The organism is Pedobacter sp. (assembly GCF_040513095.1).
Taxonomy (GTDB): Bacteria; Bacteroidota; Bacteroidia; order Sphingobacteriales; family Sphingobacteriaceae; genus Pedobacter.
Genome location: NZ_JBEVDX010000046.1, coordinates 72,887 through 97,106 on the forward strand (window position 1 = coordinate 72,887; position 24,220 = coordinate 97,106).

18 protein-coding genes are annotated in these 24,220 nt (G+C 43.6%); 11 read left to right on the plus strand and 7 right to left on the minus strand.

From position 1 onward, the window contains the following. Positions 1-103: 103 nt before the first annotated feature. The 5 genes from ABWY16_RS06890 to ABWY16_RS06910 form a co-directional block, all read right to left on the minus strand. A complete protein-coding gene (locus ABWY16_RS06890; RefSeq protein WP_353903912.1) occupies positions 104-2,656 on the minus strand; it encodes a phosphocholine-specific phospholipase C in 2,553 nt (850 codons plus the stop codon). 39 nt (positions 2,657-2,695) lie between these two features. Beyond that, positions 2,696-3,835 (minus strand): TIGR03364 family FAD-dependent oxidoreductase, encoded by a 1,140-nt coding sequence (locus ABWY16_RS06895; protein ID WP_353903913.1) that lies wholly within the window; start codon positions 3,833-3,835, stop codon positions 2,696-2,698. Next, entirely contained in the window at positions 3,832-5,142 is a 1,311-nt protein-coding gene (locus tag ABWY16_RS06900) for a DUF5690 family protein (RefSeq protein ID WP_353903914.1), read from the minus strand. The genes ABWY16_RS06895 and ABWY16_RS06900 overlap by 4 nt, the downstream gene beginning before the upstream one ends. Then, positions 5,120-5,833 (minus strand): HAD-IA family hydrolase, encoded by a 714-nt coding sequence (locus ABWY16_RS06905; RefSeq protein ID WP_353903915.1) that lies wholly within the window; start codon positions 5,831-5,833, stop codon positions 5,120-5,122. The genes ABWY16_RS06900 and ABWY16_RS06905 overlap by 23 nt, the downstream gene beginning before the upstream one ends. Positions 5,834-5,920: 87 nt before the next feature. Beyond that, positions 5,921-6,499 (minus strand): helix-turn-helix domain-containing protein, encoded by a 579-nt coding sequence (locus ABWY16_RS06910; protein WP_353903916.1) that lies wholly within the window; start codon positions 6,497-6,499, stop codon positions 5,921-5,923. Positions 6,500-6,625: 126 nt separating this feature from the next. Between ABWY16_RS06910 and ABWY16_RS06915 the strand changes: the two genes are divergently transcribed. The 3 genes from ABWY16_RS06915 (at position 6,626) to ABWY16_RS06925 (ending at position 12,340) form a co-directional block, all read left to right on the plus strand. Further along, positions 6,626-7,207 carry an HD domain-containing protein gene (locus ABWY16_RS06915; RefSeq protein ID WP_353903917.1) on the plus strand — a complete coding sequence of 194 codons (582 nt, stop codon included), beginning with the start codon at positions 6,626-6,628 and terminating at the stop codon, positions 7,205-7,207. A 250-nt stretch (positions 7,208-7,457) separates the two neighbouring features. After that, entirely contained in the window at positions 7,458-10,679 is a 3,222-nt protein-coding gene (locus ABWY16_RS06920; RefSeq protein ID WP_353903918.1) for a SusC/RagA family TonB-linked outer membrane protein, read from the plus strand. Positions 10,680-10,741: 62 nt separating this feature from the next. Continuing rightward, the gene (locus ABWY16_RS06925; protein ID WP_353903919.1) at positions 10,742-12,340 is read left to right on the plus strand and encodes a SusD/RagB family nutrient-binding outer membrane lipoprotein; all 1,599 of its coding nucleotides are present in this window, start codon (positions 10,742-10,744) and stop codon (positions 12,338-12,340) included. Between the two features lie 243 nt (positions 12,341-12,583). Here the strand turns inward: ABWY16_RS06925 and leuS are convergent, their stop codons facing one another. Beyond that, positions 12,584-15,385, minus strand: coding sequence for a leucine--tRNA ligase (gene leuS / locus ABWY16_RS06930; RefSeq protein WP_353903920.1), 2,802 nt, complete (start codon positions 15,383-15,385; stop codon positions 12,584-12,586). 182 nt (positions 15,386-15,567) lie between these two features. Here leuS and ABWY16_RS06935 point away from each other — a divergent pair, with 182 nt between their 5' ends. From ABWY16_RS06935 to ABWY16_RS06970, 8 genes are all read left to right on the plus strand, one after another. Next, positions 15,568-16,446, plus strand: a complete 879-nt coding sequence (locus tag ABWY16_RS06935) for a cell division protein FtsX (protein WP_353903921.1) — start codon at positions 15,568-15,570, stop codon at positions 16,444-16,446. Between the two features lie 2 nt (positions 16,447-16,448). Beyond that, the gene (locus tag ABWY16_RS06940) at positions 16,449-16,670 is read left to right on the plus strand and encodes a DUF3098 domain-containing protein (protein ID WP_502930987.1); all 222 of its coding nucleotides are present in this window, start codon (positions 16,449-16,451) and stop codon (positions 16,668-16,670) included. Between the two features lie 6 nt (positions 16,671-16,676). Beyond that, positions 16,677-17,471, plus strand: coding sequence for an undecaprenyl-diphosphate phosphatase (locus ABWY16_RS06945; RefSeq protein WP_353903922.1), 795 nt, complete (start codon positions 16,677-16,679; stop codon positions 17,469-17,471). A gap of 52 nt (positions 17,472-17,523) precedes the next feature. After that, the gene (gene truB, locus ABWY16_RS06950) at positions 17,524-18,285 is read left to right on the plus strand and encodes a tRNA pseudouridine(55) synthase TruB (protein ID WP_353903946.1); all 762 of its coding nucleotides are present in this window, start codon (positions 17,524-17,526) and stop codon (positions 18,283-18,285) included. A 4-nt stretch (positions 18,286-18,289) separates the two neighbouring features. After that, positions 18,290-19,153: a YitT family protein gene (locus tag ABWY16_RS06955; RefSeq protein WP_353903923.1), complete on the plus strand. Its 864-nt coding sequence runs from the start codon at positions 18,290-18,292 to the stop codon at positions 19,151-19,153. An 11-nt stretch (positions 19,154-19,164) separates the two neighbouring features. Continuing rightward, on the plus strand, positions 19,165-20,100 hold the full coding sequence (locus tag ABWY16_RS06960; protein ID WP_353903924.1) for a bifunctional riboflavin kinase/FAD synthetase: 936 nt from the start codon (positions 19,165-19,167) through the stop codon (positions 20,098-20,100). 85 nt (positions 20,101-20,185) lie between these two features. Continuing rightward, positions 20,186-22,414: a monovalent cation:proton antiporter family protein gene (locus ABWY16_RS06965; RefSeq protein WP_353903925.1), complete on the plus strand. Its 2,229-nt coding sequence runs from the start codon at positions 20,186-20,188 to the stop codon at positions 22,412-22,414. Positions 22,415-22,500: 86 nt separating this feature from the next. Continuing rightward, complete coding sequence (locus ABWY16_RS06970; protein WP_353903926.1) at positions 22,501-23,538, plus strand: DUF2157 domain-containing protein; 1,038 nt, start codon at positions 22,501-22,503, stop codon at positions 23,536-23,538. A 55-nt stretch (positions 23,539-23,593) separates the two neighbouring features. On the opposite strand, the gene ABWY16_RS06975 is transcribed toward ABWY16_RS06970, so the two are convergent. After that, positions 23,594-24,217 carry a LysE family transporter gene (locus tag ABWY16_RS06975; protein WP_353903927.1) on the minus strand — a complete coding sequence of 208 codons (624 nt, stop codon included), beginning with the start codon at positions 24,215-24,217 and terminating at the stop codon, positions 23,594-23,596. Positions 24,218-24,220: the final 3 nt, after the last annotated feature.

Genomic DNA, 24,220 nt, shown 5'->3' on the forward strand with positions numbered 1-24,220 from the left:
AGTCTCTGCAAATTTAAATTTGTTACGCTAATCAAAAATTCTTTTTTTGCCGGCAGAAGTAAACTGCCGGCGAAACAAGGAAAACTACCGGTAAAAAAAACTCCTATACTATCACTCTACCCATATATGGATCGCTGAAACTGCTTTTACCTGTTTCTACACGCCCGGCATATCGCTTTGTAAAATTTTGATGTCCTTCTATTTTTACACTGAAATCGTACCAGCCATGACTGTTCTTCAGGTCTAAAACCAGAGTTGTTGCCTGAGAGGCCCTTGCAATTTTATGATGGTTATTGATTTTGTAGCTATGATCGGTTATTTCCACTGTATAAACTTCAGATGAAGCATTAATAATCTTAAGTTCAAGGTTGCCGGTAAGCCCTCCTTTTTTTGTCTGATCATGCTGATAAGCCACAGATACATCAACCGAAGGATCTTTTTCATCCCCCATGAACTCTCTGTAAAAACCATTAGGCCCATAAACGCGCAGATGGTACAGCGCATTTTCAAACTCTGCAAGAGGCCATGCATCACTGATCTGATCGCCCGCTTTTAGTCCGTAAGCCCATGTTCTTACCTCGTCTAAAACACCCGGATGATCAATGTGCATATATTTTCCCGGCGCATACACATTGAAAGGTGCCCCGGCAGTCTGTTGACCGAACACATCATTCCTATTGTCAAATGAGATTTCAAAGGATTTTTTATCTCCGCTCAGTTTACCATCTGCATATAACTCATAAGGCAGTGCGCAGGAAGGTCTGATACCGCTTTCCTGTTTTGGCATGTAGGCTGAAGCCTGCGGATGCCGGTTGATCTGTGCAATTTCCTGCGCCGTCAGCAGCTTGAAACCGTCCGGAAGTTTTTTAAATTTCGCTTTATGTATATCCTCAAGAAAACCGTTTTTAACAATGGATTGAGGGTTAGCAGTCTTTTCATTGGTATCAGGCCTGAAAACCGAACTCAGGTCTCCGCAAACTGTACGGCGCCAATCGCTGATATTCGGTTCTTCTATTTTCTTCCCGGTCTTTTTTGACAGGAAGTGCTCCAGGAACTGCAGCGTAGAGGTATGATCAAATACTTCTGAATTGACATATCCGCCGCGGCTCCACGGCGAAGCAATCAGCATAGGCACGCGGTATCCTAATCCGATCGCACATTCACGGTCATATTTTACAGGAAATTCTTTTCTCTCCAGTTCCTGTTCAAGCGTCACGTATTCTACCCTTGTATCAATCCCTTCAGATACTTTACCTGTCCCTTTTTTGTGGGAATGAGGTGCTACAAACGGTGGGATATGATCAAAGTATCCATCGTTCTCATCATAAGTAACAATAAATATGGTCTTTTTCCATACCTCAGGATCCCTGGTCAGGATATCCATTACTTCAGAGATATACCAGGCACCATACCATGGGGCACTTGGATGATCAGAGAAATTCTCGGGAGCCGTGATCCAGGATACTGTTGGGAGTTTACCTTTTTTTACATCTTCCCTGAACTGGTAAAGTACATCGCCTTTCGGCACTTTCATCGTACGCGGTATCCCATTATCATTGTAGGCCAGCTCTGTTACCAAATGATAATCAGGATCATTTTTATTGGTATCAAAAGCCTTGATGTGGATATTCTGCTGGTGCTCAGGCAGGCGGTCAAACTGTCCGGGTTCCAGCAGTTGCTCCTTGTTTTTATAATCCAGTTGTTTTTGGTTCAGCTGTTTCTGCAGATGATCGATATGTGCGTCTCCTGCTGTGAGGGCCGCCAGTTCAGTTTTAAGCGTTTCAATTTCTGCTGCCAGTACCGGCAGGCGTTTTTTCAGCTGTTCCAGATGTTTAGGGTGCAGGTTCACATGATATTGCGAAAAGAATTCCAGCGGATTATCCTGAAAATTTGATAACCATGAATCTTCTTCACCTTTGAAACCTACGTCAATTGCTACCTCATTCTGGTAACACTTCCAGCTGATATCGTTCTCTTCGAGCCTCTCCGGAAAAGTTTTCCAGGTCAGCGTACCATAGTCCATATCTTCGTTCCAAACATGAGCTTTGGAATTCTCTTTCTGTTCTTCACGGATGGTGCCCGACCAGAAGTAGAGGCGGTTGGGATTAGTGCCGGTCAGTGCAGAACAGAAGTTCTGGTCACACACAGTAAAGGCATCAGCCATCGCATAATAAAAAGGGATATCTTCCCTGGTGTGGTAACCAAGCGTTAATGGCATTTTTGCGTAATCGGGATGACCCGATTTTTTCACATTGAGCCACTGGTCAAATTTACCGTCATTTCTTGCATTGACCTGGTTAGACCAGCTATGAGGCAGGGAACTCATCCAGGTAGATTTGGTATCTTTAATATTCAGACGGAATGGTGCGTAGGTTTCTCCCGCAGCATTGCTCTGCATCCACACCTTATTTTTATTAGGAAGATCAATAGCACGGGGATCATTAAAACCACGCACACCTTTGAGCGTACCAAAACAATGGTCAAATGAGCGGTTCTCCTGCATCAGGATTACTACATGTTCGGCATCCAGATATGTACTGCCCGCTTTGGGATCAATCGCCATCGCTTTGAGGATAGAGGAAGGCAATACGCTGTACAGACCTGCAGCACCTGATAATAGCGCTGCCTTTTTTATAAATTCTCTGCGGTTGTCCATTTGGGAAAAATAAGTATCTGGTATAATCCGGATATGAATTTATGATAAAATATTTGTTCGTGCTGCAATTATCTGCTCACATAAACCAAAAGACAGGGTCATGCCATTTCCGCCAAGTCCGTTGATGATGGTTACGCCAGCTTCAGCTTCGAGGATAAACTCTGTTTGCCCGTCTGGCATTTTAGGATAGATGCCATTCCAGGTCTGGATCAGCCTGTTGTTCTTCAGGGTGGTAAAAGTCTGCAGGTAATCCAGGATCATCCGGTTGATAAAATCTTTGTCGAACGGATCATGCACCAGCCCATACTCGTGAGAATCACCCACTGTAAGCTCGCCGGTATGGTTTTGTGAAACCATTACGTGCACGCCCCATTTTAAGTATTCCGCATATTGTTCTTCATAGCGTCTGCGTAAAGCCGGTAAAGATGGTGCGGATTGAAATCCGGGATAATGGATCATGGACAAGCCACCGCAAAGCGAAGGGCCAATACGCCATCCGTCGGGCTGTGCCTGCAGGCGCATCATCTGCAGTTTGCATTTGGTGATCCCTGCTGCGCTGAACAATTCCGGGTAGAGTGTTTCAAACTCAGCACCGCTGCAGATATATATTTCATCGGCTTCCCAGCGCTGCTGACCTGAGATAACAGCAGGATGCTGCACCTGGCTGATCGCCGTGTTCCAGTAGAAAGTAACATCGTATTTATCACTGAGATAATCGGCTACCTTTTGTATAGCTACCCGGGCTTCCACAATCATTTCCGTGCCGCTCCATAAAGCTCCCTTTAAACCGCTGGGCTTTACCGCTGGTGATTTCTGCAGCGTCTCTTCGATACCTAGCAGGCTGCAATCTCGGACAGAACGGTTTGCCTCTGCATATTCAGTCATGACCTGCAATTCATCATCGTGATAGGCAATGTGCAATGAACCGACTTCATCATGCCAGATTCCCGCTTCTGTACAGATCTCTTTCCAGATACTCCTGGAAAGCATGGCCCGCTCAAACAAGGGGCCTGTAGGTTGCCCAATAGGCCAAACCATCCCAAAGTTGCGTATAGAGGCACCTACTGCTCTTTCATTACGCTCAAATACCGTTACCCGGTAACCCCTTTTGGCCAGTGCCCTTGCAGTAGCCAGGCCTACTATGCCTGCTCCAATTACTATGGCAGATCGTTTACTCATGCGGTATATAAATTAAGTTTACGCTTATCTTTATGTTCTCTGTTTGCCGTTTGTAAAAAGTAGAAGAGCGACAAAATTCCCCCGATCCCTCCGGTGACTGACAATACCAGCAGGCCATGTTTAAAAAACAGGTCCCAGCTGATCCCCGGTTTCACCAGTTCTTTGACCATTAAAATGCTGATACTGCCCAGGTATCCCATAGCATCAGCTATGTACATCACAAAACCCACATTGCTTTTGTAATTGAAGGAAGCGATCATCCTTTCAAAAAAGATGGCATTATAGGGCACATACCCCAAATACAATCCTAATCCGGCCATGGTCATCCAGCTTACGGGACCAATCAGTTTAAGATCGAACAAGACTGTTGACACACCTGCAAGGATACAACCGCCAATAATCATAATATGGATCAGGCTAAAAGCAAGCAGGTTCTTTCTGATCAGGATCAGCAAACTCATTGCGGTAAGAACGATCACTGAGATAATGGTATCGATATGGGTATAGATCGTATTGCTTTTAATACCTATGCCAGTCCAGATCTCCACTTCAAAGTTATCCCTGATATCCCGCATCATGGTAAGCATCACATAAATAATTACTGTAAGGGAAATTCCGGGCAGGAAACGGATTAAAAAGGTTTTCCTTTCTGCAGCAGACATTGGTACACGTTCTGCCCTCAGTTCCTTATCCTTATCTGTTGGCGGGGGCATCAGTTCCATGCAAAACACAAAAAATAACAGGGGAATAACAAATAGGGCGCCTGTACAAAAAGGCATAAAATATTCATTGATATGAAAGACATCCATCAGTGTCCTGCCTGTTGTTTTCACAAATCCAGAGGCGAAAATCAGGCTGATAGACATTACTGATGCCATAAATTCTGTGGATCTTCTGCCTTCAAGATACCCAAAGACCAGTCCCCAGATCATCCCAAGCGGAAAGCCATTGACAAACAGCATGGAAATATTGTAGGGAGCAGGGATCAGTGCAAAGCCAAGCAGGGCGAGCCAGGAGATGCCAATGAGTACAAGGATGCTTTTTGCCCTGTTTTCTGGTTTAACCTCTGCAATGAAACGGATCCCGTAAAATTTACTGAGGGTATAACCTAATACCTGTGCGATAACCAGCCAAACCTTATAATCAATATGGTAATACTGCTGCCCGCTGTAAACACCTGCGGCAAAAGCTTTGCGGAAGGCATACATACAGGTATACGTTCCGAAAGCCGCCAGCGCAGCCATCACAGATAGCAAACCGTATGGCCATTTCGCAACCCAGGCTTTAAGATGGCTCATCTGTTGCATCTGCCTTGCTTTTGATAATCTCCAGCACCTCTGCTATATTATCAATGATATGTGTGGGATGATATGTCTCCAGGCCTTCCCTGCTGAATGCACCGGTGGTTACACCAATCACAAAACGGCATCCTGTATTCTGGCCTTCCCTCACATCTACTTCGGTGTCCCCTACTTTAACTACGTCATTGGCATCAGCGATATTACCTTCTTTCATCATCTTCTCGATCATGAAAGGGAAAGGACGGCCCTGTGGAACCTCATCAGAACCAACAAGGTGATCGATCAGGTCCTTTTCGCGCCACTGCAGGCGGTTAATTATCGCATCGGCGATGTCACGGGAAAAACCCGTATTGATACCCACCTGGATCCCCATTTCGCGCAGCGCAGCAAATGTTTCTTCAACATCCGGCAGAGATTCAATCGTTCCTGCAAAACTGTAATGATCAATCATTTCCCGTACAAATGTTGTGTGGATATCACGAACCAGGCTGTCGGTTATTTTTGAAGCATCAGGCTCATGCGTATGCAGCATTTTGGTAATGGCCTCCGTTTTTTCATAACCCATAATCGGGTTAATCAGGTCAAGAGGTACACTGTAGCCATATTTTTTTAAGGCCGACTGAAAGGCTTTGCTTACATCATTGTTATCTTTAACCGTAGTACCGGCAAGATCAAAAACCACTAGTTTGACAGACATATATTGCTTATTAAAATGTTAAGCAATACTAAACTTTGTTTATTAAGGTTAAACTAACTAAATATTAAGATTTGATTAAGAATCAGCTTAATTCTTCTCTTCAAAAAAGTAAACCACCAGCATCCTTGCTGTTTGCCGGCCCAAATTCCTGGGCGTATGCGGTATTCTGCCATCAAAGAGCATGGAATCGCCCTGGTTAAGTACATATTTTTCTTCGTTGAACTGATATTCTATCTTACCCTGCAAGATAAACTTGTACTCGAAAGCCTCGGTTTGTACCAGGGGGCGCTGGGCATTGGGCTCTAGTTCCAGGATCACAATATCTACTGTCGAGGCTGTAAATGATTGTGTAAAAACACGCTGGTACAAAAACCCTTCGGCGTGTTCTTTTTCGAAATGGTCATACTCTGCCCTGCGTTTAATGATCACGGGCGACTGGCTATCTTTTGATCTGATGTCCTTGAAAAAAGAGTTCAGGTCTATTTCGAGTGCTTTGATAATATCGATCAGCACTATTAATGAGGGGATCGTCCGGCTGTTCTCTATTTGTGAAATCAATCCCTTGCTTACGTTCGCCCTCAGTGACAGCTCCTGAACTGTAATATTCATTTCACGCCTGCGTTCTTTTATCCGGTTACTAATCTGTATTAGTACATCACTTCTCATTAGCTTTGTGTGTTATGCCGCAAAAATATAAAATAATCCGGGGCAGCACAATACAACCTATTTTATATCACTGTGATAACAATTAGATAACATACGGGATTTTCCTTTGCTAAAAACAAAAATAATATGTCAGTATCCGCACGCCAGGCCCAAATCATCGTAAACGAAATTTTTGCTCTCTATGAAAAACACGGGGATGAAGATTATATCGGGGAGCCGGTTTCCCAGCTGGAACATATGTCGCAGGCCGCAGCACTCGCCGCTGAAGACGGACACGACGACGAGGTTATACTCGCTGCCTTTTTCCATGATATCGGACACCTTTGTGCGAGTGATGATGCAGCAAGCATGGATGGCATGGGCGCTGTAGACCATGAAAAATTAGGTGCAGAATATCTTTCCGAAAAAGGATTCTCCGATCGCCTTACCCAGCTGGTTCAGAGTCACGTAATCGCCAAGCGTTACCTCACCTATAAATTTCCTGAGTATTATGAAAAACTTAGTGAAGCCAGCAAGACTACGCTAAATTTCCAGGGTGGAAGAATGAGCAAAACAGAGGCGGAAGAATTTGAAGCTCATCCGGATGCAGAACTTATGATCCAGTTACGGTACTTCGACGATAAAGCCAAAGAAACCCATATGGCGGTTAATAACATTGCCTTTCTGAAACAACTGTCATTAAAACATTTATCCAATACCAAACTTTAATACACCTGCCCAACATTAAGCCTTTGTAAAATATTTATCCGAAATTTATTACCACAACCCTTCTGCTTAACGGTGAGGACATGAAATCTTAAGATACACTTAACCTAATCTTAGTTTACAAATAATAAACAAAGTTTAGTATTGCTGTATCAAAAAACATTTTATTTCCTCAAATAAATACAAGCAGATGGGACACATTTACAAGCCGTTAAAAACTTTGTTGACTGTGCTGTTAATTTGTATTGCGCCGATGATAGCATTCGGGCAATCTCCAATTACAGGAACAGTTAATGATGAAACAAATCAGCCCCTACCAGGCATTAGCGTTGTGCTAAAAGGTACATCCAAAGGTACTACCACCGATGGAAATGGTCGTTTTACAATTTCGGCAGCGCCGGGACAGGTTCTTGTCTTCCGCTCTGTTGGATATGACGCCAAAGAATTAATTGTTACAGGCAACAGCACAATGACCGTTAACCTTATCAGCAACAGCAGTCAGCTAAGCGAAGTGGTTGTTACCGCACTGGGTATAAAGAAAGAAACCAGGCGTATAGGTTATGCAACTCAAACTGTGAAGGGCAGCGACCTGACTACTGCACGCGATGCCAATCCTATTACGGGACTGATCGGTAAAGTAGCAGGCTTATCAGTCGGCCCCTCTGCAGAGTTACTGGGTGCACCAAATGTAAGTCTGAGGGGAAATACCATCTCCTTATATGTAGTGGATGGTTTTCCGATCAATACTGATACTTATAACATCAGTCCGGATGACATTGAAAGTTATACTGTCTTAAAAGGCCCGGCAGCCGCAGCACTTTATGGTAACCGCGCCTCATTCGGAGCAATCCTGATTACTACAAAAAAATCAAACAAAGAAGGTAAAGGTCTTGCAGTTGATTTCAACAGCAGTACGGTAATCAATAAAGGATTCCTGGCTTTTCCAAGGGTACAGCATTCTTATGGTGCCGGAGAAAACACCATGTACCAGTTTGTGGATGGTAAAGGCGGTGCACCGGGTGGTGTGGATGCCGATTATGATATCTGGGGTCCTTATTTCGCTGGTCAGCTGATCCCTCAGTATGACAGTCCTGTTGTAAACGGTGTAAGAACAGCTACTCCTTATACAGCAAGAGGCGCCAATAACTTAAACAACTTCCTTCAAACAGGATATCAGACAAACAACAATATCTCCCTCTCTTCTACCGGAGATACTTATACTACACGTTTTTCTGCTTCGCAGCAACATCAGTCGAGTTATATCCCTGAACAGTACCTGGATATTGCCAACCTGAACATGTATGCAGCTTTTACACCAGGCAAACGCTGGAAGTTTGAGGCAAACGTAGATTTTAACAGACAGACAACGGATAACTTCCCTGACGTACAATATGGCCCTAACAGTATCATCTATAACCTTGCTGTATGGACTGGTGCCGACTGGGATGTAAATGCACCGGATATCAAAGCAATATGGCAGCCGGGTAAAGTAGGTGTGCAGTCGCAGTTCGCAGAATACACACGTTACCATAACCCATGGTTACTGGTGAAAGAATGGACGCGCGGACATTACAAAAATGACCTTTACGGCTACTTCTCTGGCAACTACAAAATTGACGATCACCTGAATGCTACATTACGTTCACAGATCGATACCTATAACATTCTGCGCACGGAGAAACTGCCTTATTCTGCCCACCCTTACGGACGTGAAGGAAACCAGGGAGATTACCGCGAAGACCGCAGGGACCTGTTCGACAATAACACTGAGGTGATGTTAAACTATGATTACACCATCAAAAAGTTCCTGAACCTGTCAGGTGTTGTGGGTGGAAACATGAGAAACTTTAAATACAACTCAAGCTGGACTTCAACAGATTACCTGAGCGTACCGGAAGTATATACTTTCAGCAACTCTAAAAATGCTGTACAGTCAACAAGTTTTAATTCGCAGATGCGTGTAATGAGTGCTTACTATTCATTGGATGCAAGTTTCGGCAAGTATGCTACTTTATCCAGTACAGGCCGTATTGATAAATCATCTGCTTTTCAGATGCCAACAACTTATTATTACCCAAGTTTATCACTTGCGACAGTTGTTTCTGATTATATCAAACTGCCAGCAGCTATTTCTTACCTGAAAGGCCGTGTGTCTTATTCAAGTATCAAATCTGATGCAACTTCTACCACCATCGGCCCTGCTCCATACAACTCTATTTCGGTATATGGAGGAACAACTTCAGGTGATAATCCTTTATTCTACAACCCGCTTGGATATGGAACAACTTATGCTTCTCCATACAATGGCCCGGATTATTCATTGGTAAGCTCATATTCTTCTACCAAGCCTTACAACAGTCAGGCCGCAGGATATGCATCTGACTACCTGTTCCAGAATGGAATTAGAACTTCTACCCGCTTAAACTACGAAGAAGGTTTTGACATCAAGTTTTTGAAAAACCGTTTAGGTTTCAGCGCTACCGCTTTCCAGTACATTGACGGACCTCAGATTCTGGCCAATACTATCTCTACAAGTACAGGTTATTCGATTGAATACATCAATGCTTTAAAAACCAAAAAAACAGGTTACGAAGGCTCACTAACCGGAACACCGATCAGAACTTCTACCGGATTTAACTGGGATGTGATGGTTAATATTTCCACTTATAAACAAGTTTATAAGGAATTGCCTCCTGGACAAGATATATACAATACCTTTTTTAAGGAAGGCGACCGTACTGACAAATTGTATGGAACTGCCTTTGTGAGGACGCCAGACGGACAAATCATCAATGACGCTTCAGGAAAACCACTGATCAACCCTGTGCGCCAGTTCCTGGGCAATATGAACGCCAATTTTGCGTGGAGCATCTCCAATACATTTAAATATAAAAGCCTGAGCCTGGGCTTCCAGTTCGACGGATCAGTGGGCGGAAAGATTGTTGATTACATGCACAACAAAACTATGCGTGGTGGCAGCAACATCGAAACGGCTGAAGGTGCCTTGGGCGCAGCACGATACCAGGATTGGCTAAACAATACCAATACTGCTTATACAGGCTCATATGTAGGTGAAGGTGTGGTGATTTCTAATGGCAAATCAATTAACTATAACTCTGCTACAGGTGCAGTATTAAACTATGGCGAACTGCAATATGCTCCAAATACAAAAGCATCCTTCGTACAAGGTTATGTGAGCACATATTACAATGCTGACGAGGCCAACCTTATGAGCAAAACTTATGCTAAACTGCGCGAATTAACCCTGGGTTATGATCTTCCAAAGAAATTCCTGGAGAAGTCGTTTATCAAAAAAGCATCGGCTTCAATCTACGGACGTAACCTGCTTTACTTCTACAAAGACAAAAGATTCAAGGATGTGGATCTTGACCAGTACAACTCTGCTGTCGGAACTACCGGATTGCAGTCGCCCACAGTACGCAGCTATGGTTTCAATTTAAACCTTTCATTCTAAATATATGAACCCTGCATCAGCATGATGCAAGCTTCATTACGGATAAATTCAAAAATGAACTCATGAAAAACATTATCAAAATATATGTACTGCCCCTGGTCATTTTACTGGCGGCAACAAGTTGTAAAAAGAGTTTTGAGGACTTGACAATTAACAACAATAAGCCGTCTTCTGTACCGGCATCACTGCTGTTTAACGGAGTACTGAACAGTATGGCAGACCTTCCTGAAGAAATGCCGGAGGTTTACAACCAGTATTACCTGTATAACTATGACTACTATGGTAACAACAGATATGATTTAAGCTACGGCGATGATTATTATAAAACCTTAAAAAATGTGGTTGCAATGGAAACTGCAGCTACAAACAATGGTGGTGCCGCAGTGAATCCTTACGAAGCTGTTGGTAAATTTTTTAAAGCCTATTTTTTCAGTAAAATGAGTTTGGAGATGGGCGATATTCCTATGTCGCAGGCCTTAAATGGCCTGAATACGCTTGAACCAGCGTATGACACACAAAAAGCCGTAATGCTACAGTCGCTAGCCTGGCTGGAAAGTGCAAATACAGATATGGCACAGCTGGTTGCCAATCCATCTCTGGGTGGCAGCGGAGACGGCGGTACGCTGAGCAATGATATCTTTTATGGCAACGACCTGAGCAAATGGCAAAAAGCCGTTAACGCATTAAGGTTACGCCTTTTAGTTCAGCTCAGCAAGAAAACTGCTGATGCGGACATGAATGTTGCTGCACAATTTGCATCCATTGTAAACAATCCTGCTAAGTATCCTTTGATGTCAGGTGTGGATGACAACCTACAATACACCTATGTAACTCCAAGTAATTTTTATCCTTCCAATCCCAATAACTTTGGTCAGAGTGGTTCACGTAAAAATACATCTGCTACTTACATCAGCCTGTTGACCCAGCTGAAAGACCCAAGGGTTTTTGTCACTGCTGAACCAGCACGCTATGCGGTAGATAATCTGAAACAAAGCCCTACGGACTTCGGTTCTTTTATCGGAGCTGATGCTGGAGAGGATTTAAGTACCATGTACAAAAATGCCGGAGATCAGAAATATTCCTTCATCAACAGAAAGCACTACTATTCTACCTATACCGGTGAGCCTACTATACAGATTGGCTATGCTGAGCAGCAATTTAACATCGCCGAAGGCATCAACCGTGGATGGGCAGCTGGAGATGCTTCAACTTATTACAAAGCCGGTATTAAGGCTTCTATGAATGGCTACGGTATTCCAGACAACGGTATCTTCATTGCTTATTTCTACCGTCCGGGTTCAACAGATGTTACCAAAGCATCGAACTATGATAACTACAGTATTACAGCTAACTTTGATGCTTACTATGCGCAGCCATCAGTTGCTTATGCAGCTGGTACTGCCGGTTTAACCAGGATCCTGCAACAAAAATATATTGCGCTGTTCCGTCATTCGGGCTTAGAGTCATATTTCACTTACCGCAGAACGGGTATTCCTACCTTTACAACAGGTCCGGGTACAGGTAACGGAACGCGTATCGCAACGAGGTTCCTCTATCCTGAAGCTGAAAGAACTTCAAATGCTGCTAACTATAATAAGGCGCTGCAAAGCCAGTTTGGTGGTAATGATGATATCAATGGTATCATGTGGATTCTGCAATAGATTTCCTTTAGGAATTTTGCTTAAGTAAAAGAACGTAGTAGTATATCGGGGCTGCCTGCCGCTGAAGGGCGCCAGAAGGCCCCGATATACTACTACGCTCTTTTATCTAGGGTAATACCTTGCAGTTTATTGAAAGATCATCCGGGGTCATCCGGCTAAGATTTTAGCCATAATTCGATAATAAATAAGAAGAGCCACATTTTTGTGGCTCTTCTTATAATATAAAGCTATAAGTTATCAGGCTTAAACAACCAGATTGATAATCCTTCCCTTCACGACGATTACCTTCTTAGGTGTCTTACCATCAAGATACTTCTGCACCTGCTCATCAGCAAGGACAATCTCTTCGACTGCTGCTGCTTCAAGCGTAAGACTTAAATTCAGGTTCATCCTGGTTTTACCATTCACCGAAACAGGATAACTAAACTCATCCTCTACCAGGTAAGATGGATTAAACACCGGGTAATCTGCAAAAGATAAACTTTCGCTGTTGCCCAGCAACGACCAAAGTTCTTCAGTGATATGCGGTGCGTATGGCGAAAGTACAATCACAAGATCCTGCAGGATCGCACGTTTATTACATTTCAGATCAGTCAGTTCATTTACGGCGATCATAAAGCTGGAAACCGAAGTATTGAATGAAAAACGTTCGATATCTTCCTGTACCTTTTTAATGATCTTATGCAATGCTTTCAATTCAGCTTTGCTTGGTTCAGCATCACTGACATTAAATTCCCATGCATCGTTATGGAACAAACGCCAGAACTTGCGAAGGAACTTAAACACTCCTTCAATCCCATTTGTATTCCATGGTTTACTTTGTTCAAGCGGCCCTAAAAACATCTCGTACATCCTCAGCGTATCAGCACCATAACTGCCAATCAGCACATCAGGGTTCACTACATTGAACTTGGACTTAGACATTTTCTCCACTTCTACCCCACAGATATACTTTCCGTTTTCAAGGATAAATTCTGCTTCAGTAAACTCAGGTCTGAAAAGTTTGAACTTCTCGATATTCAGGATCTCATTGTCAACAATGTTCACATCCACATGCAGCGCAGAAGTCTTGTACTGATCCTTCAGTCCATGAGAAACCAGAGTATTGGTAGCCCTGCCATCCGCCTCAATCACACGGTACACAAAATTACTGCGTCCCTGGATCATGCCCTGGTTGATCAGTTTTTTGAAAGGTTCTTCTTCATTTACATAACCAAGGTCTTTCAAAAATTTGTTCCAGAAGCGGCTGTACAACAAGTGGCCTGTAGCATGCTCAGATCCTCCTATATACAAATCCACATCCTTCCAGTATTCGATCGCTTCTTTTGATGCAAAAGCAGTCTTATTCTGCGCATCCATATAACGGTACCAGTACCAGCTGGAGCCAGCCCAACCCGGCATTGTGCTCAGTTCATAAGTGTACTGGTCTTCATAACTCCAGTTTTCGGCCCTTCCCAGCGGAGGTTCACCTGTTTCTGTAGGCAGGTACTTATCGATTTCCGGCAATAACAGCGGAAGCTCTTCTTCTTTGATCAGGTAAGGGATACCCTCCTTAAAATAAACAGGAATTGGCTCACCCCAGTAACGCTGACGGCCAAAAATAGCATCGCGCATGCGGTAGTTGATTTTAGCTTTGCCCACTTTCATTTCTTCCAGCCAGCTGTTCAGCGTTTTTACAGCTTCGGCATAGGTCATTCCATTGATAAAACCAGAATTGATGTACAGACCCTCTTTGGTAGAATCTGCCTGAACATCAATATCTTTCTGCCCATCCAGGATTTGCACTACAGGCAAGCCAAAATGTTTTGCAAATAACCAGTCGCGCTGATCACCACTTGGCACACCCATTACAGCACCGGTACCATAACCAGCAAGCACATAATCTGCAATCCAAAGCTGCACACGTTCACCACTTACCGGGTTAATCACATAACTTCCCGTGAAAGCTCCGGAAACAGTTTTTGTATCGGCCATACGGTCAAGCTCAGACTTTTTCTTTGTCTGTGAGATATAGTTTTTAATATCCTCGGCCTGAGCTTCAGTAGTTACAAACGGTACCAGCTCATGTTCAGGTGCAAGCACAAGATAGGATACGCCAAAAATAGTATCTACACGGGTGGTAAATACTTCGATATAATCAGCAGGAACTGCTGCTCCTTCTCTCTCCTCAATCCTGAAACGTACACTGGCACCAACACTTTTGCCAATCCAGTTCCGCTGCATTTCTTTAACTGGTTCCGGCCAGTCGATCGTATTCAGCCCCTGCAGCAAACGCTCGGCATAAGCCGAAATACGCATACTCCACTGCATCATTTTCTTCTGCTCCACAGGATGGCCGCCGCGTTCAGAATAACCTTCCTTCACTTCATCATTTGCAAGTACCGTTCCCAGTGCAGCACACCAGTTTACTGTACTCTCACGAAGATAAGTCAGACGGTATTTCAGCAGCTCTTCCTGTTTCTCTTCAGCAGTCATCGCAGCCCAGTCGCCCGGCATAAAGTTTTTCACCTCTTCATCACACACCGCTCTTACATCGGCGCTGCCGGATGCATTGAACTTTTCAATCAGAGTAGTAATATCTTCAGCTTTGTCCGTATCCAGGTTATACCATGAATTGAATAGCTGCATAAAGATCCACTGTGTCCATTTATAGTAATCAGCCTCACTTGTGCGGATCTCACGGCTCCAGTCAAACGAAAACCCGATCTGATCCAGTTGGCGGCGGTAAGTACTGATATTAGTTTCGGTTGTTAATGCCGGGTGCTGACCAGTCTGTATAGCATATTGCTCAGCCGGCAGTCCGAAAGAATCATATCCCATTGGGTGCAGCACATTAAAACCTTTTATTCTTTTATATCTTGAAAAGATATCAGAAGCGATATAACCCAGCGGATGGCCCACATGTAAACCTGCCCCTGAAGGGTAAGGAAACATATCCATCACATAAAATTTGGGTTTTGCAGAGTTATTTTCTGCCTTAAACGTTTGGTTCTCTGCCCAAAACTGTTGCCACTTCTGCTCTATTTCTTTAAATTGGTAATCCATTTACAGCTATTCCTTAATACAGCGCGAAAATAACTAAATAAAGGGTGTTTCAGAAAGGTTATCAAAAGAATTTGGATTGATAACCATTTAGATACGATACAGTACAGTTTAACCGTTTAAAAGGCATATAATTAATTTTATTGCTTATATTTTTTTATTTTCGCAGAACATAAATCAACAACATGGAAGAATTTGAAGTTAGCGATGCTTCTAAGAAAACGAAAACAATCTATATCTCTACTATATTCAGCATTACACTTGTCCTGTTAATGCTTGGTGTACTGGGTTTAATACTGGTACATGCAAAAAATCTTTCCAACTATGTGAAAGAGAATATTGTACTGAACATTATTGTAGATGAAGGTGCGAAAGAAGCAGACGTATTACAATTTCAGAAAGAGCTGAATGCCAATCCCGCGGTGAAACAGACCCAGTATGTGAATAAAGAACTGGCAGCGAGAAACCTTACGCAGGATCTGGGAGAGGATTTCGTGAACTTCCTCGGGTATAATCCCTTATTGTCTACTGTAGACGTTTACCTGAAGGCTGATTATGCGAACAACAAAAGCATCGATGCCCTGAAAGCCAATATCAGCAAAAACCCTGTTGTTAAAGAGGTGATTTACCAGAGCTCGCTGATCGATATGGTTAACCAGAACATCAATACCATCGGTTTGATAGTCCTTGGTTTTGCAGCTATATTATTGGTGATTTCTATTGCACTGATCAACAACACAATCAGGCTGGCCATTTTCTCACAGCGCTTTATTATCAAAAGTATGCAGCTGGTTGGAGCTACCAAGAACTTTATCCGTAAACCCTATATTTTAGTTGCCATGTTACACGGCCTGATCGCTTCATTCATTGCCGTGATCATTTTATTAGGACTATTATTTTACGCACAAAAAGAAATCCCAGAGATTGTTATTCTGAGGAATTATACAGAATTTGGTATCGTGCTGCTATTTTTAGTGGGTGTTGGTATCTTTATCACAGCCCTGAGTACAACCTTTGCAGTTAACCGTTATTTACGTTTAAAAATTTACGACCTTTACAGATAATCATGGAGAAAAAAGCAACACCTGCAAATCAGGACCCGAAAAACGAATTGGTTTTCACCAAAAAGAATTATCAGCTGCTGCTGATCAGCATTGCAATTGTAGCCCTTGGTTTTATACTGATGATGGGTACAACTGACATCTACGATGTAAGAAAAACGCTGATCGCCCCTATGGTTGTGCTTTTCGGATTTGGCTTTGGTATCTACGCAGTTCTGAAAAAGTAACCCTTCATGAATCTTATTCAAGCAATTATTCTCGCTGTTATAGAGGGATTAACGGAGTTTTTACCCGTGTCTTCTACCGGCCATATGATCCTGGCGTCATCCTATATGGGAATCGCCTCCGATCCATTTGTTAAACTGTTTACAATAGTGATTCAATTGGGCGCTATTCTTTCCGTAGTAGTTTTATACTTTAAACGTTTTTTCAGAAGCCTCGATTTCTATTACAAGCTCCTTGTCGCATTTATCCCGGCAGCAGTATTTGGTTTCCTGTTAAGTGATAAAATCGATGAACTGCTCGAAAGTCCCATTACAGTGGCCATATCACTGGTGATCGGTGGATTTATCCTTTTATTTGTCGATAAATGGTTCAGCGAACCCACTGTCCATAATGAAGAAGAGATTTCCTATGCGACAGCCTTAAAGATAGGTTTTTTCCAGTGTCTGGCAATGATCCCCGGAACATCAAGGTCCGCAGCCACTATTGTTGGCGGGATGACACAGAAACTGAGCAGAAAAGCTGCTGCTGAATTTTCATTCTTTTTAGCGGTGCCTACAATGTTTGCTGCGACGGCCAAAAAGCTGCTCGACTTTTACAGAGCAGGAAATACCGTAACACACGATGAAGTACAGATCCTGTTAATAGCCAACGTAATTGCTTTTGTGGTAGCCCTGCTGGCCATCAAAACCTTTATAGGTTTCCTGAATAAAAATGGTTTTAAACTTTTCGGCTGGTACAGGATCATCGCGGGAATCATCATCATCCTGCTTATCTACAGCGGACATGACCTCCAGATCATATAATTTTGTAAATTTGCCGCTTAATTAAATTATAGTTTTGAGCGTAGAAAAGTTAATGGAAAGGTCCTTCAATTTTGCTGAAGGTGAATTGTTACTCATCAATAAACCTTATGAGTGGACAAGTTTTGATGTAGTAGGGAAAATTAGAAACTCCCTCAAACCGCTTAAACTAAAAGTAGGCCATGCTGGTACATTAGATCCGCTGGCTACTGGTCTGCTGATCCTGTGTACAGGAAAGCTCACCAAACAAATTGATACTTTCCAGGCAGAAGATAAAGAATATACAGGTACGATGATCCTAGGGGCTTCAACCCCTTCATTTGATCTCGAAACTACAGTAGACGCAGAATATCCGCTGGAAAACATTACTGAAGAAGCTATTTATGCTGCTACAGTTCCATTTACCGGAGAAATCCAGCAGTATCCGCCCGCACATTCGGCAGTAAAAGTCAACGGAGAACGTTTATATGTAAAGGCCCGCAGAGGTGAAGAGCAGGAACTCAGGCTGCGTTTTGTAAATGTACCCGTGTTTGAAATTACCCGTATTGCCTTGCCTGAAGTAGACTTTCGTATTGTCTGCAGCAAAGGCACCTACATCAGGTCACTGGTTTCCGATTTTGGTAAACAGCTGAACAACGGTGCCTACCTGTCAAAACTTACCCGTACCCGCAGCGGTAATTTCCTGCTCGAAGATGCATTTGAAGTAACAGATCTCGTTGATTATCTTCGCAACAAAAGAACTGCAGACGCGGCAGCTGTAAAAACAGAAGCAGAACTGAAGGCCGCGGCAATAGCAGCGCCTTCAGAAAATACCTGATGACATGCACAATCATTCAAAAAACAAATACTTCCGCTTCTTCAGAGATCTTCTGCTGATCACCTGCGGAATCTTTTCGGCCTGTTTCGGACTGAAGAGCTTCCTGATGCCCAGTGGTTTCATCGACGGGGGAGTAACCGGTATTTCGTTATTGATCAGCACATTGACAGGGCTAAAGCTTTCCTACCTGATCATGATCATCAATATTCCTTTTGTTATTCTTGGGTTTACCCAGATCGGGAAAGCCTTTGCAATTAAAACAGCCTGTGCAATTGCTGTTCTGGCGGCATTCCTGATCATTATTCCTTTCCAGCCTGTTACACATGATAAACTGTTGATCGCATTTTTTGGCGGGCTCTTTCTTGGGGGAGGTATAGGACTGGCCATGCGTGGCGGATGTGTGATTGACGGAACAGAAGTCCTGGCACTGTATATCAGCAAAAACAGCCAGCTTACAGTAGGTAACATTATCCTGATCCTCAATGTGATCATCTTTGGCATTGCGGCCATTTTTCTGGGCACAGAAACCGCAATGTACGCAATACTGACTTACCTGTCGGCCTCAAAGACAATCGACTTTGTAGTCAACGGCCTGGAGCAGTACATAGGTGTAACCGTGATATCGGAGAAGAAAGATGAAATCAAGCAGTTCCTGATCAACGACATGAAACGCGGCGTAACCATATACAAAGGTGAAGGCGGATATGCAGAGAAAAAAGAGATTGACATTTTATATACTGTAGTGACCAAACTGGAAATGGGCAAACTGCAAAACGAGATCCGGCAGATCGATCCGGATGCCTTTGTGGTGCAGCAGCAGATTTCCGATATCAAAGGAGGGGTGGTTAAACGCCATGCCCTGCATTAATTCTAAAGATTTTGAAAATATATAACCACCTGTCCGAATTTAAAAGGTTGAACAATGCAGTTGCAACCATAGGTACATTTGACGGCGTACATTTTGGCCATCAGAAGATCATCAACAGGCTTTGTGAACTGGCCCGCAGTACGGGCGGGGAAAGTGTGATCCTTACGTTTTTCCCGCATCCGAGAATGATCATCGATCCCGAGAACCAGGACCTTAAGATGATCAATACAATTGAAGAAAAAGCAGCGATCCTGGCCTCACTTGGTGTAGACCACCTGATCATCACTCCTTTTACGAGGGATTTCTCCAACCTGAGTCCTTCAGAGTATATCAAGAATATCCTGGTGGACACCATTGGTATCAAACAAATCATCGTAGGTTACGATCACCGTTTTGGAAAAGACCGTACCGGTGGCATGAATGACCTGATTGCTTTCTCAGGCCCTTACGGTTATGAAGTTGAAGAAATTGGCGAGCAGGATATCAACGATGTGGCAGTGAGCTCTACCAAGATCAGGGAATCCCTGCTGAGCGGACAAGTTGGCCTCGCAGCTGAGTACCTCGGTTATCCCTTTTCTCTTTATGGACCGGTGATCAAGGGCGATAAAATTGGCCGTACCATTGGCTATCCTACAGCCAATATTTTCATAGAACAGCCCTATAAGCTTATACCTTCGGATGGGATCTATGCTGTAACGGTAGATATGGAAAATAAATCCTACCAGGCCATGGCCTATATCGGGCAGCGCCCCACCATCAATGGAATGACCCGGAATATCGAGGTCAATATCTTTGATTTCGATCGCGAAATTTACGGTCAGTATATCAAAATGAACTTCCACGAGTTCCTCAGACACGATGTAAAGTTCACCGGACTGGAAGCTTTAAAAGTACAGTTGAAGCAGGACAAAGATGATACGATAAGCTATTTCGCTAAACAGCCATAAACAGAGAAAACAGCATTTACTTATTGAAAAACGCCTTATTTTAGTATATTACGATAATCAGTTAATTTACCAGTGATTATTTAATATGCTACATTTACCCGTTTTAATAACCGATTTAGGTTTAATACTTGCGGCAGCGGGGGTAACCACCCTCCTTTTTAAAAAGATCAACCAGCCTTTAGTGCTGGGCTATATTTTAGCCGGACTGCTTGTTGGCCCGCATATCCATTTCTTCCCTACGGTTACCGATCATGAAAGCGTCCATATCTGGGCGGAAATCGGAGTTATCTTCCTGTTGTTCAGCCTCGGTCTTGAATTCAGTTTCAAAAAGCTGGTCAAAGTTGGGGGCTCGGCCTCAATCACTGCTATTGTAGAAGTTTTCTTTATGCTGCTGATCGGCTTCGTAGCCGGTAAACTGATGGGCTGGGCAACAATGGACTGTATTTTCCTGGGCGGGATCTTATCCGTTTCTTCAACTACCATCATCATCAGGGCCTTTGAGGAACTGGGGGTAAAACATAAAAAATTCGCAGGTCTTGTTTTTGGCGTACTGATCGTTGAAGACCTGGTAGCCATCCTGTTATTGGTATTGCTTTCCACCCTTGCTGTGAGCAGGCAATTTGCAGGAACAGAAATGGTATTCTCTATCCTGAAACTCTGCTTCTTCCTGATCCTCTGGTTTATCGGGGGGATATTTCTCGTTCCCAGTTTTCTGAAAGCTACAAAGAAACTGATGAATGATGAAACCATGCTCATTGTTTCTTTAGCACTATGCCTGTTGATGGTCATGCTGGCCGTTAAAGTGGGCTTCTCCCCCGCCCTTGGCGCTTTTATCATGGGCTCCGTGCTGGCAGAAACCACACAGGCAGAAAAAATAGAGCACCTTACCAAATCCGTAAAAGACCTGTTTGCAGCAGTATTTTTTGTTTCTGTAGGGATGCTGATCGATCCGGGAATTCTGGTTACCTACGCTGTGCCTATTCTGATTATTACACTGGCAACCATCACTGGTAAATTCCTTAGCTCAGGCATGGGCGCCCTGGTATCCGGGCAGCCCTTAAAAACAGCCGTACAGACAGGAATGAGCCTGGCCCAGATCGGTGAGTTCTCTTTCATTATTGCTACGCTGGGTACAACGCTCAAAGTTACAAGCGACTTCCTCTATCCTATCGCAGTGGCTGTCTCAGCTATCACTACTTTCACTACGCCCTATCTGATCCGAACTTCAGAACCCTTTTTTTTATTCCTGGAAAGGAAGATGCCGCAGAAATGGGTAGCCGGCATTAACCGGTACAGTACAAGTACTGCGGGGATTACAACGATGAGCGACTGGAAAGTGTTACTAAAGGCTTATACCTTCAACACGATCATCCACTCGGTGATTCTGATAGCGATTATCTTTGCGGGTTCGCGTTACCTTCAGCCCTTCGTTACGGAACATCTGATCGGCGGAAACCAGGGGATCATCATCAGCCTGATTGTTTCACTAATTGTGATGACACCTTTTCTCTGGGCACTGGCAATCCGCAGAATAGAACGAAAAGCACATGCCCATCTTTGGCTCAATAAAAAATATACACGCGGTCCGCTGATCTCTCTGGAAGTATTAAGGATCGGCCTTGCACTCTTTGCTGTAGGTTTTCTGATCTTCCAGTTTTACAGTACATGGGCATCTATCCTCGTGGCACTGGTACTGATTATCCTTGGTATGACCATCTTTTCCAGGAAACTGCAGGCCTTTTACGACCGGATGGAACACCGGTTCCTCTATAACCTGAATGCCCGCGAAGAACAGAACAAACAACCAGAAATTTTACCCTGGGACACGCACTTAACAGAACTCATTGTTTCTCCGGAATCAGACCTGGTTGGAAAATCGCTCATAGAGCTGGCCGTGAGGGAAAAGTATGGTGTAAATATCGCCCTGATTGAACGCGGGCACAAGATGATCCCTACGCCCCACCGTGACGAAAGGTTATATCCCAATGATAAGGTGATGCTGATTGGTACGGATGATCAGCTGGCCGCCGTCAAGGAACTCTTCAGTGGAGCAGTAAAGGAAAATGACGAAACGTACTTCCCCAAAAAGGACATGACACTGCAAAAGATTGTGATCAGCAGTTCTTCTCCAGTTTTTGCCCAGACCATCCGCGATTCAGGGATCAGGGAACAGACGCAGGGACTGGTGGTTGGGATTGAACGCAGAGGGGTAAGGATATTGAATCCCGATTCAAACCTTGTATTTGAAAATGAGGATATTGTATGGATAGTAGGAAACAACAAAAAGATACCGGAGCTGCTCAAGAAAACTTAAGAAACATTTTTTTGTTACGCATTTAAAGAATAGCTTCGTTAAGATCTTACTTCAGGTAAGTACTAAAGTAAACACATTGCAGTAAAATGAAGATAGACCAGGAGAAAAGCGAATTTTTGGACGAAATGCTGGAACACTGGCAGGAAGAACACCTGCTGACCAGAGATCAGGTCCGGAAATTAAAAGCAAGTTACGAGGCCAAATCTTTCGACTGGCGCCGGCTCGCACAGTATTCCTTCTGGATTGCTATGGCCTGCGGTGTAATTTCGCTTGGAGCACTGCTGATTGACAATCAGATTCTTGACTACCTTAAAAAACTCTACGATACACCTGACGGCATTATCAGCCTGTTATCTGCAGTGGCAGCCGGAGTACTTTACTGGCTCAGCTTCAAAAGAAAAAAAACACTGCCCCAGCAGGTATTCAGTAATGATGCAATCATCTTTACCGCGGTGATGCTAACTGCGAATGCGATAGCCTACCTGGGTAAATCTATAGGCCACGGCGGGAGCCACTTTTCACTGCTCATTTTGTTTTCTGTATTGGTATATGGCATTCTGGCCTTTGTATTTCAGTCACGCCTGATCTGGGTATTTGTACTCATCTCGCTTGGCGCCTGGTTTGGTACAGAGACAGGCTACTTGTCGCGCGGCAACCTGTATTTCCTGGGAATGAACTATCCCTTGCGTTTCGTTCTCTTCGGATTGGCGCTTACCGGAATATCATTATTATTGAGAAAAATCAAGGCCTTTCAGTTTTTCTACTTTACCACTTATATCAGCGGAATGATGTACCTGTTTGTCTCCCTCTGGCTGATCTCTGTATTCGGGAATTTCGGCACACTTGACCAGTGGTATGGCATCAAGCAGATCAGCCTGTTCTACTGGGCACTGATATCTGCTGCCGCCTGTGTGATCAGTATCATTGCAGGACTAAAATTCAGGGATGAAGTGGCCCGGGAATTTGGCATTACCTTCCTCTTCATCAACCTGTACACACGTTATTTTGAATATTTCTGGGACACCTGGCACAAAGCATTGTTCTTCTGTGTCCTGGCCGCATCTTTCTGGTTCATCGGCCGCAGGGCAGAAAAAATATGGAACATCGAGTTCCTGAAGAAATAGGCTCACTCAGAAAGCAATCTATTTACCTGCAGCAAAGAAAACGGTTTGTATGCAATTAGTGCCTGATAAAATGGATGTAGATCAGCTTAAAAACATGATAGGCGGAGAGCCCGAAAAATAAACCCGCAATAGCTTTGTTCACAACATAGTTATTCAGTGTAAACTTAGTTTGGATATACTGCGCAAACCGGGCAAAACCATACAATGCCACAGCAGCACCAATACCTGAGCCTATACTAAAGATACACAGGGAAATATATCCCTTGTCTATCCACTCATGAGCAATCAGGTAAGTACCCACAAATAACCAGTAAGGAATCTGCATCGGGTTTAGAACACCCAGCAGCATACCGTAGCGGATACTGTCCTTTTTTGAATAGTCTGCTTTAGGCATCTCCTTGCGCGACCGCCATGTGGTGATCCCAAGTACAAGAAACATAACGATCATCACGCCATCAATATATTCCCCTACTTTGATCTCGCTGGACAGCCACTGTACAAAGCGCATTACGCCCAGGGTAAACAGCACTTCAATAGACGAAAATGCGAGGATAAAATAAATAGCCTGCTTTATTCCCCTTGTAATGGTGATCTGAACAACAGTCAGATTGATATTTCCCGGCGGGATATAACCTATAGAGTTAAGCAGTATCCCCAGGAAAAAGGTTAAAAAAAGCATGTG

What these genes read in the sequence shown, in the direction of transcription:
- ABWY16_RS06975 (WP_353903927.1), bottom strand. Translation starts at nt 24,217, where the DNA reads ATGCTTTTTTTAACCTTTTTCCTGGGGATACTGCTTAACTCTATAGGT.
- ABWY16_RS06940 (WP_502930987.1), top strand. Translation starts at nt 16,449, where the DNA reads ATGGAGAAAAAAGCAACACCTGCAAATCAGGACCCGAAAAACGAATTG.
- leuS (WP_353903920.1), bottom strand. Translation starts at nt 15,385, where the DNA reads ATGGATTACCAATTTAAAGAAATAGAGCAGAAGTGGCAACAGTTTTGG.
- ABWY16_RS06925 (WP_353903919.1), top strand. Translation starts at nt 10,742, where the DNA reads ATGAAAAACATTATCAAAATATATGTACTGCCCCTGGTCATTTTACTG.
- ABWY16_RS06945 (WP_353903922.1), top strand. Translation starts at nt 16,677, where the DNA reads ATGAATCTTATTCAAGCAATTATTCTCGCTGTTATAGAGGGATTAACG.
- ABWY16_RS06935 (WP_353903921.1), top strand. Translation starts at nt 15,568, where the DNA reads ATGGAAGAATTTGAAGTTAGCGATGCTTCTAAGAAAACGAAAACAATC.
- ABWY16_RS06890 (WP_353903912.1), bottom strand. Translation starts at nt 2,656, where the DNA reads ATGGACAACCGCAGAGAATTTATAAAAAAGGCAGCGCTATTATCAGGT.
- ABWY16_RS06910 (WP_353903916.1), bottom strand. Translation starts at nt 6,499, where the DNA reads ATGAGAAGTGATGTACTAATACAGATTAGTAACCGGATAAAAGAACGC.
- truB (WP_353903946.1), top strand. Translation starts at nt 17,524, where the DNA reads ATGGAAAGGTCCTTCAATTTTGCTGAAGGTGAATTGTTACTCATCAAT.
- ABWY16_RS06900 (WP_353903914.1), bottom strand. Translation starts at nt 5,142, where the DNA reads ATGCAACAGATGAGCCATCTTAAAGCCTGGGTTGCGAAATGGCCATAC.
- ABWY16_RS06895 (WP_353903913.1), bottom strand. Translation starts at nt 3,835, where the DNA reads ATGAGTAAACGATCTGCCATAGTAATTGGAGCAGGCATAGTAGGCCTG.
- ABWY16_RS06905 (WP_353903915.1), bottom strand. Translation starts at nt 5,833, where the DNA reads ATGTCTGTCAAACTAGTGGTTTTTGATCTTGCCGGTACTACGGTTAAA.
- ABWY16_RS06915 (WP_353903917.1), top strand. Translation starts at nt 6,626, where the DNA reads ATGTCAGTATCCGCACGCCAGGCCCAAATCATCGTAAACGAAATTTTT.
- ABWY16_RS06955 (WP_353903923.1), top strand. Translation starts at nt 18,290, where the DNA reads ATGCACAATCATTCAAAAAACAAATACTTCCGCTTCTTCAGAGATCTT.
- ABWY16_RS06920 (WP_353903918.1), top strand. Translation starts at nt 7,458, where the DNA reads ATGATAGCATTCGGGCAATCTCCAATTACAGGAACAGTTAATGATGAA.
- ABWY16_RS06970 (WP_353903926.1), top strand. Translation starts at nt 22,501, where the DNA reads ATGAAGATAGACCAGGAGAAAAGCGAATTTTTGGACGAAATGCTGGAA.
- ABWY16_RS06965 (WP_353903925.1), top strand. Translation starts at nt 20,186, where the DNA reads ATGCTACATTTACCCGTTTTAATAACCGATTTAGGTTTAATACTTGCG.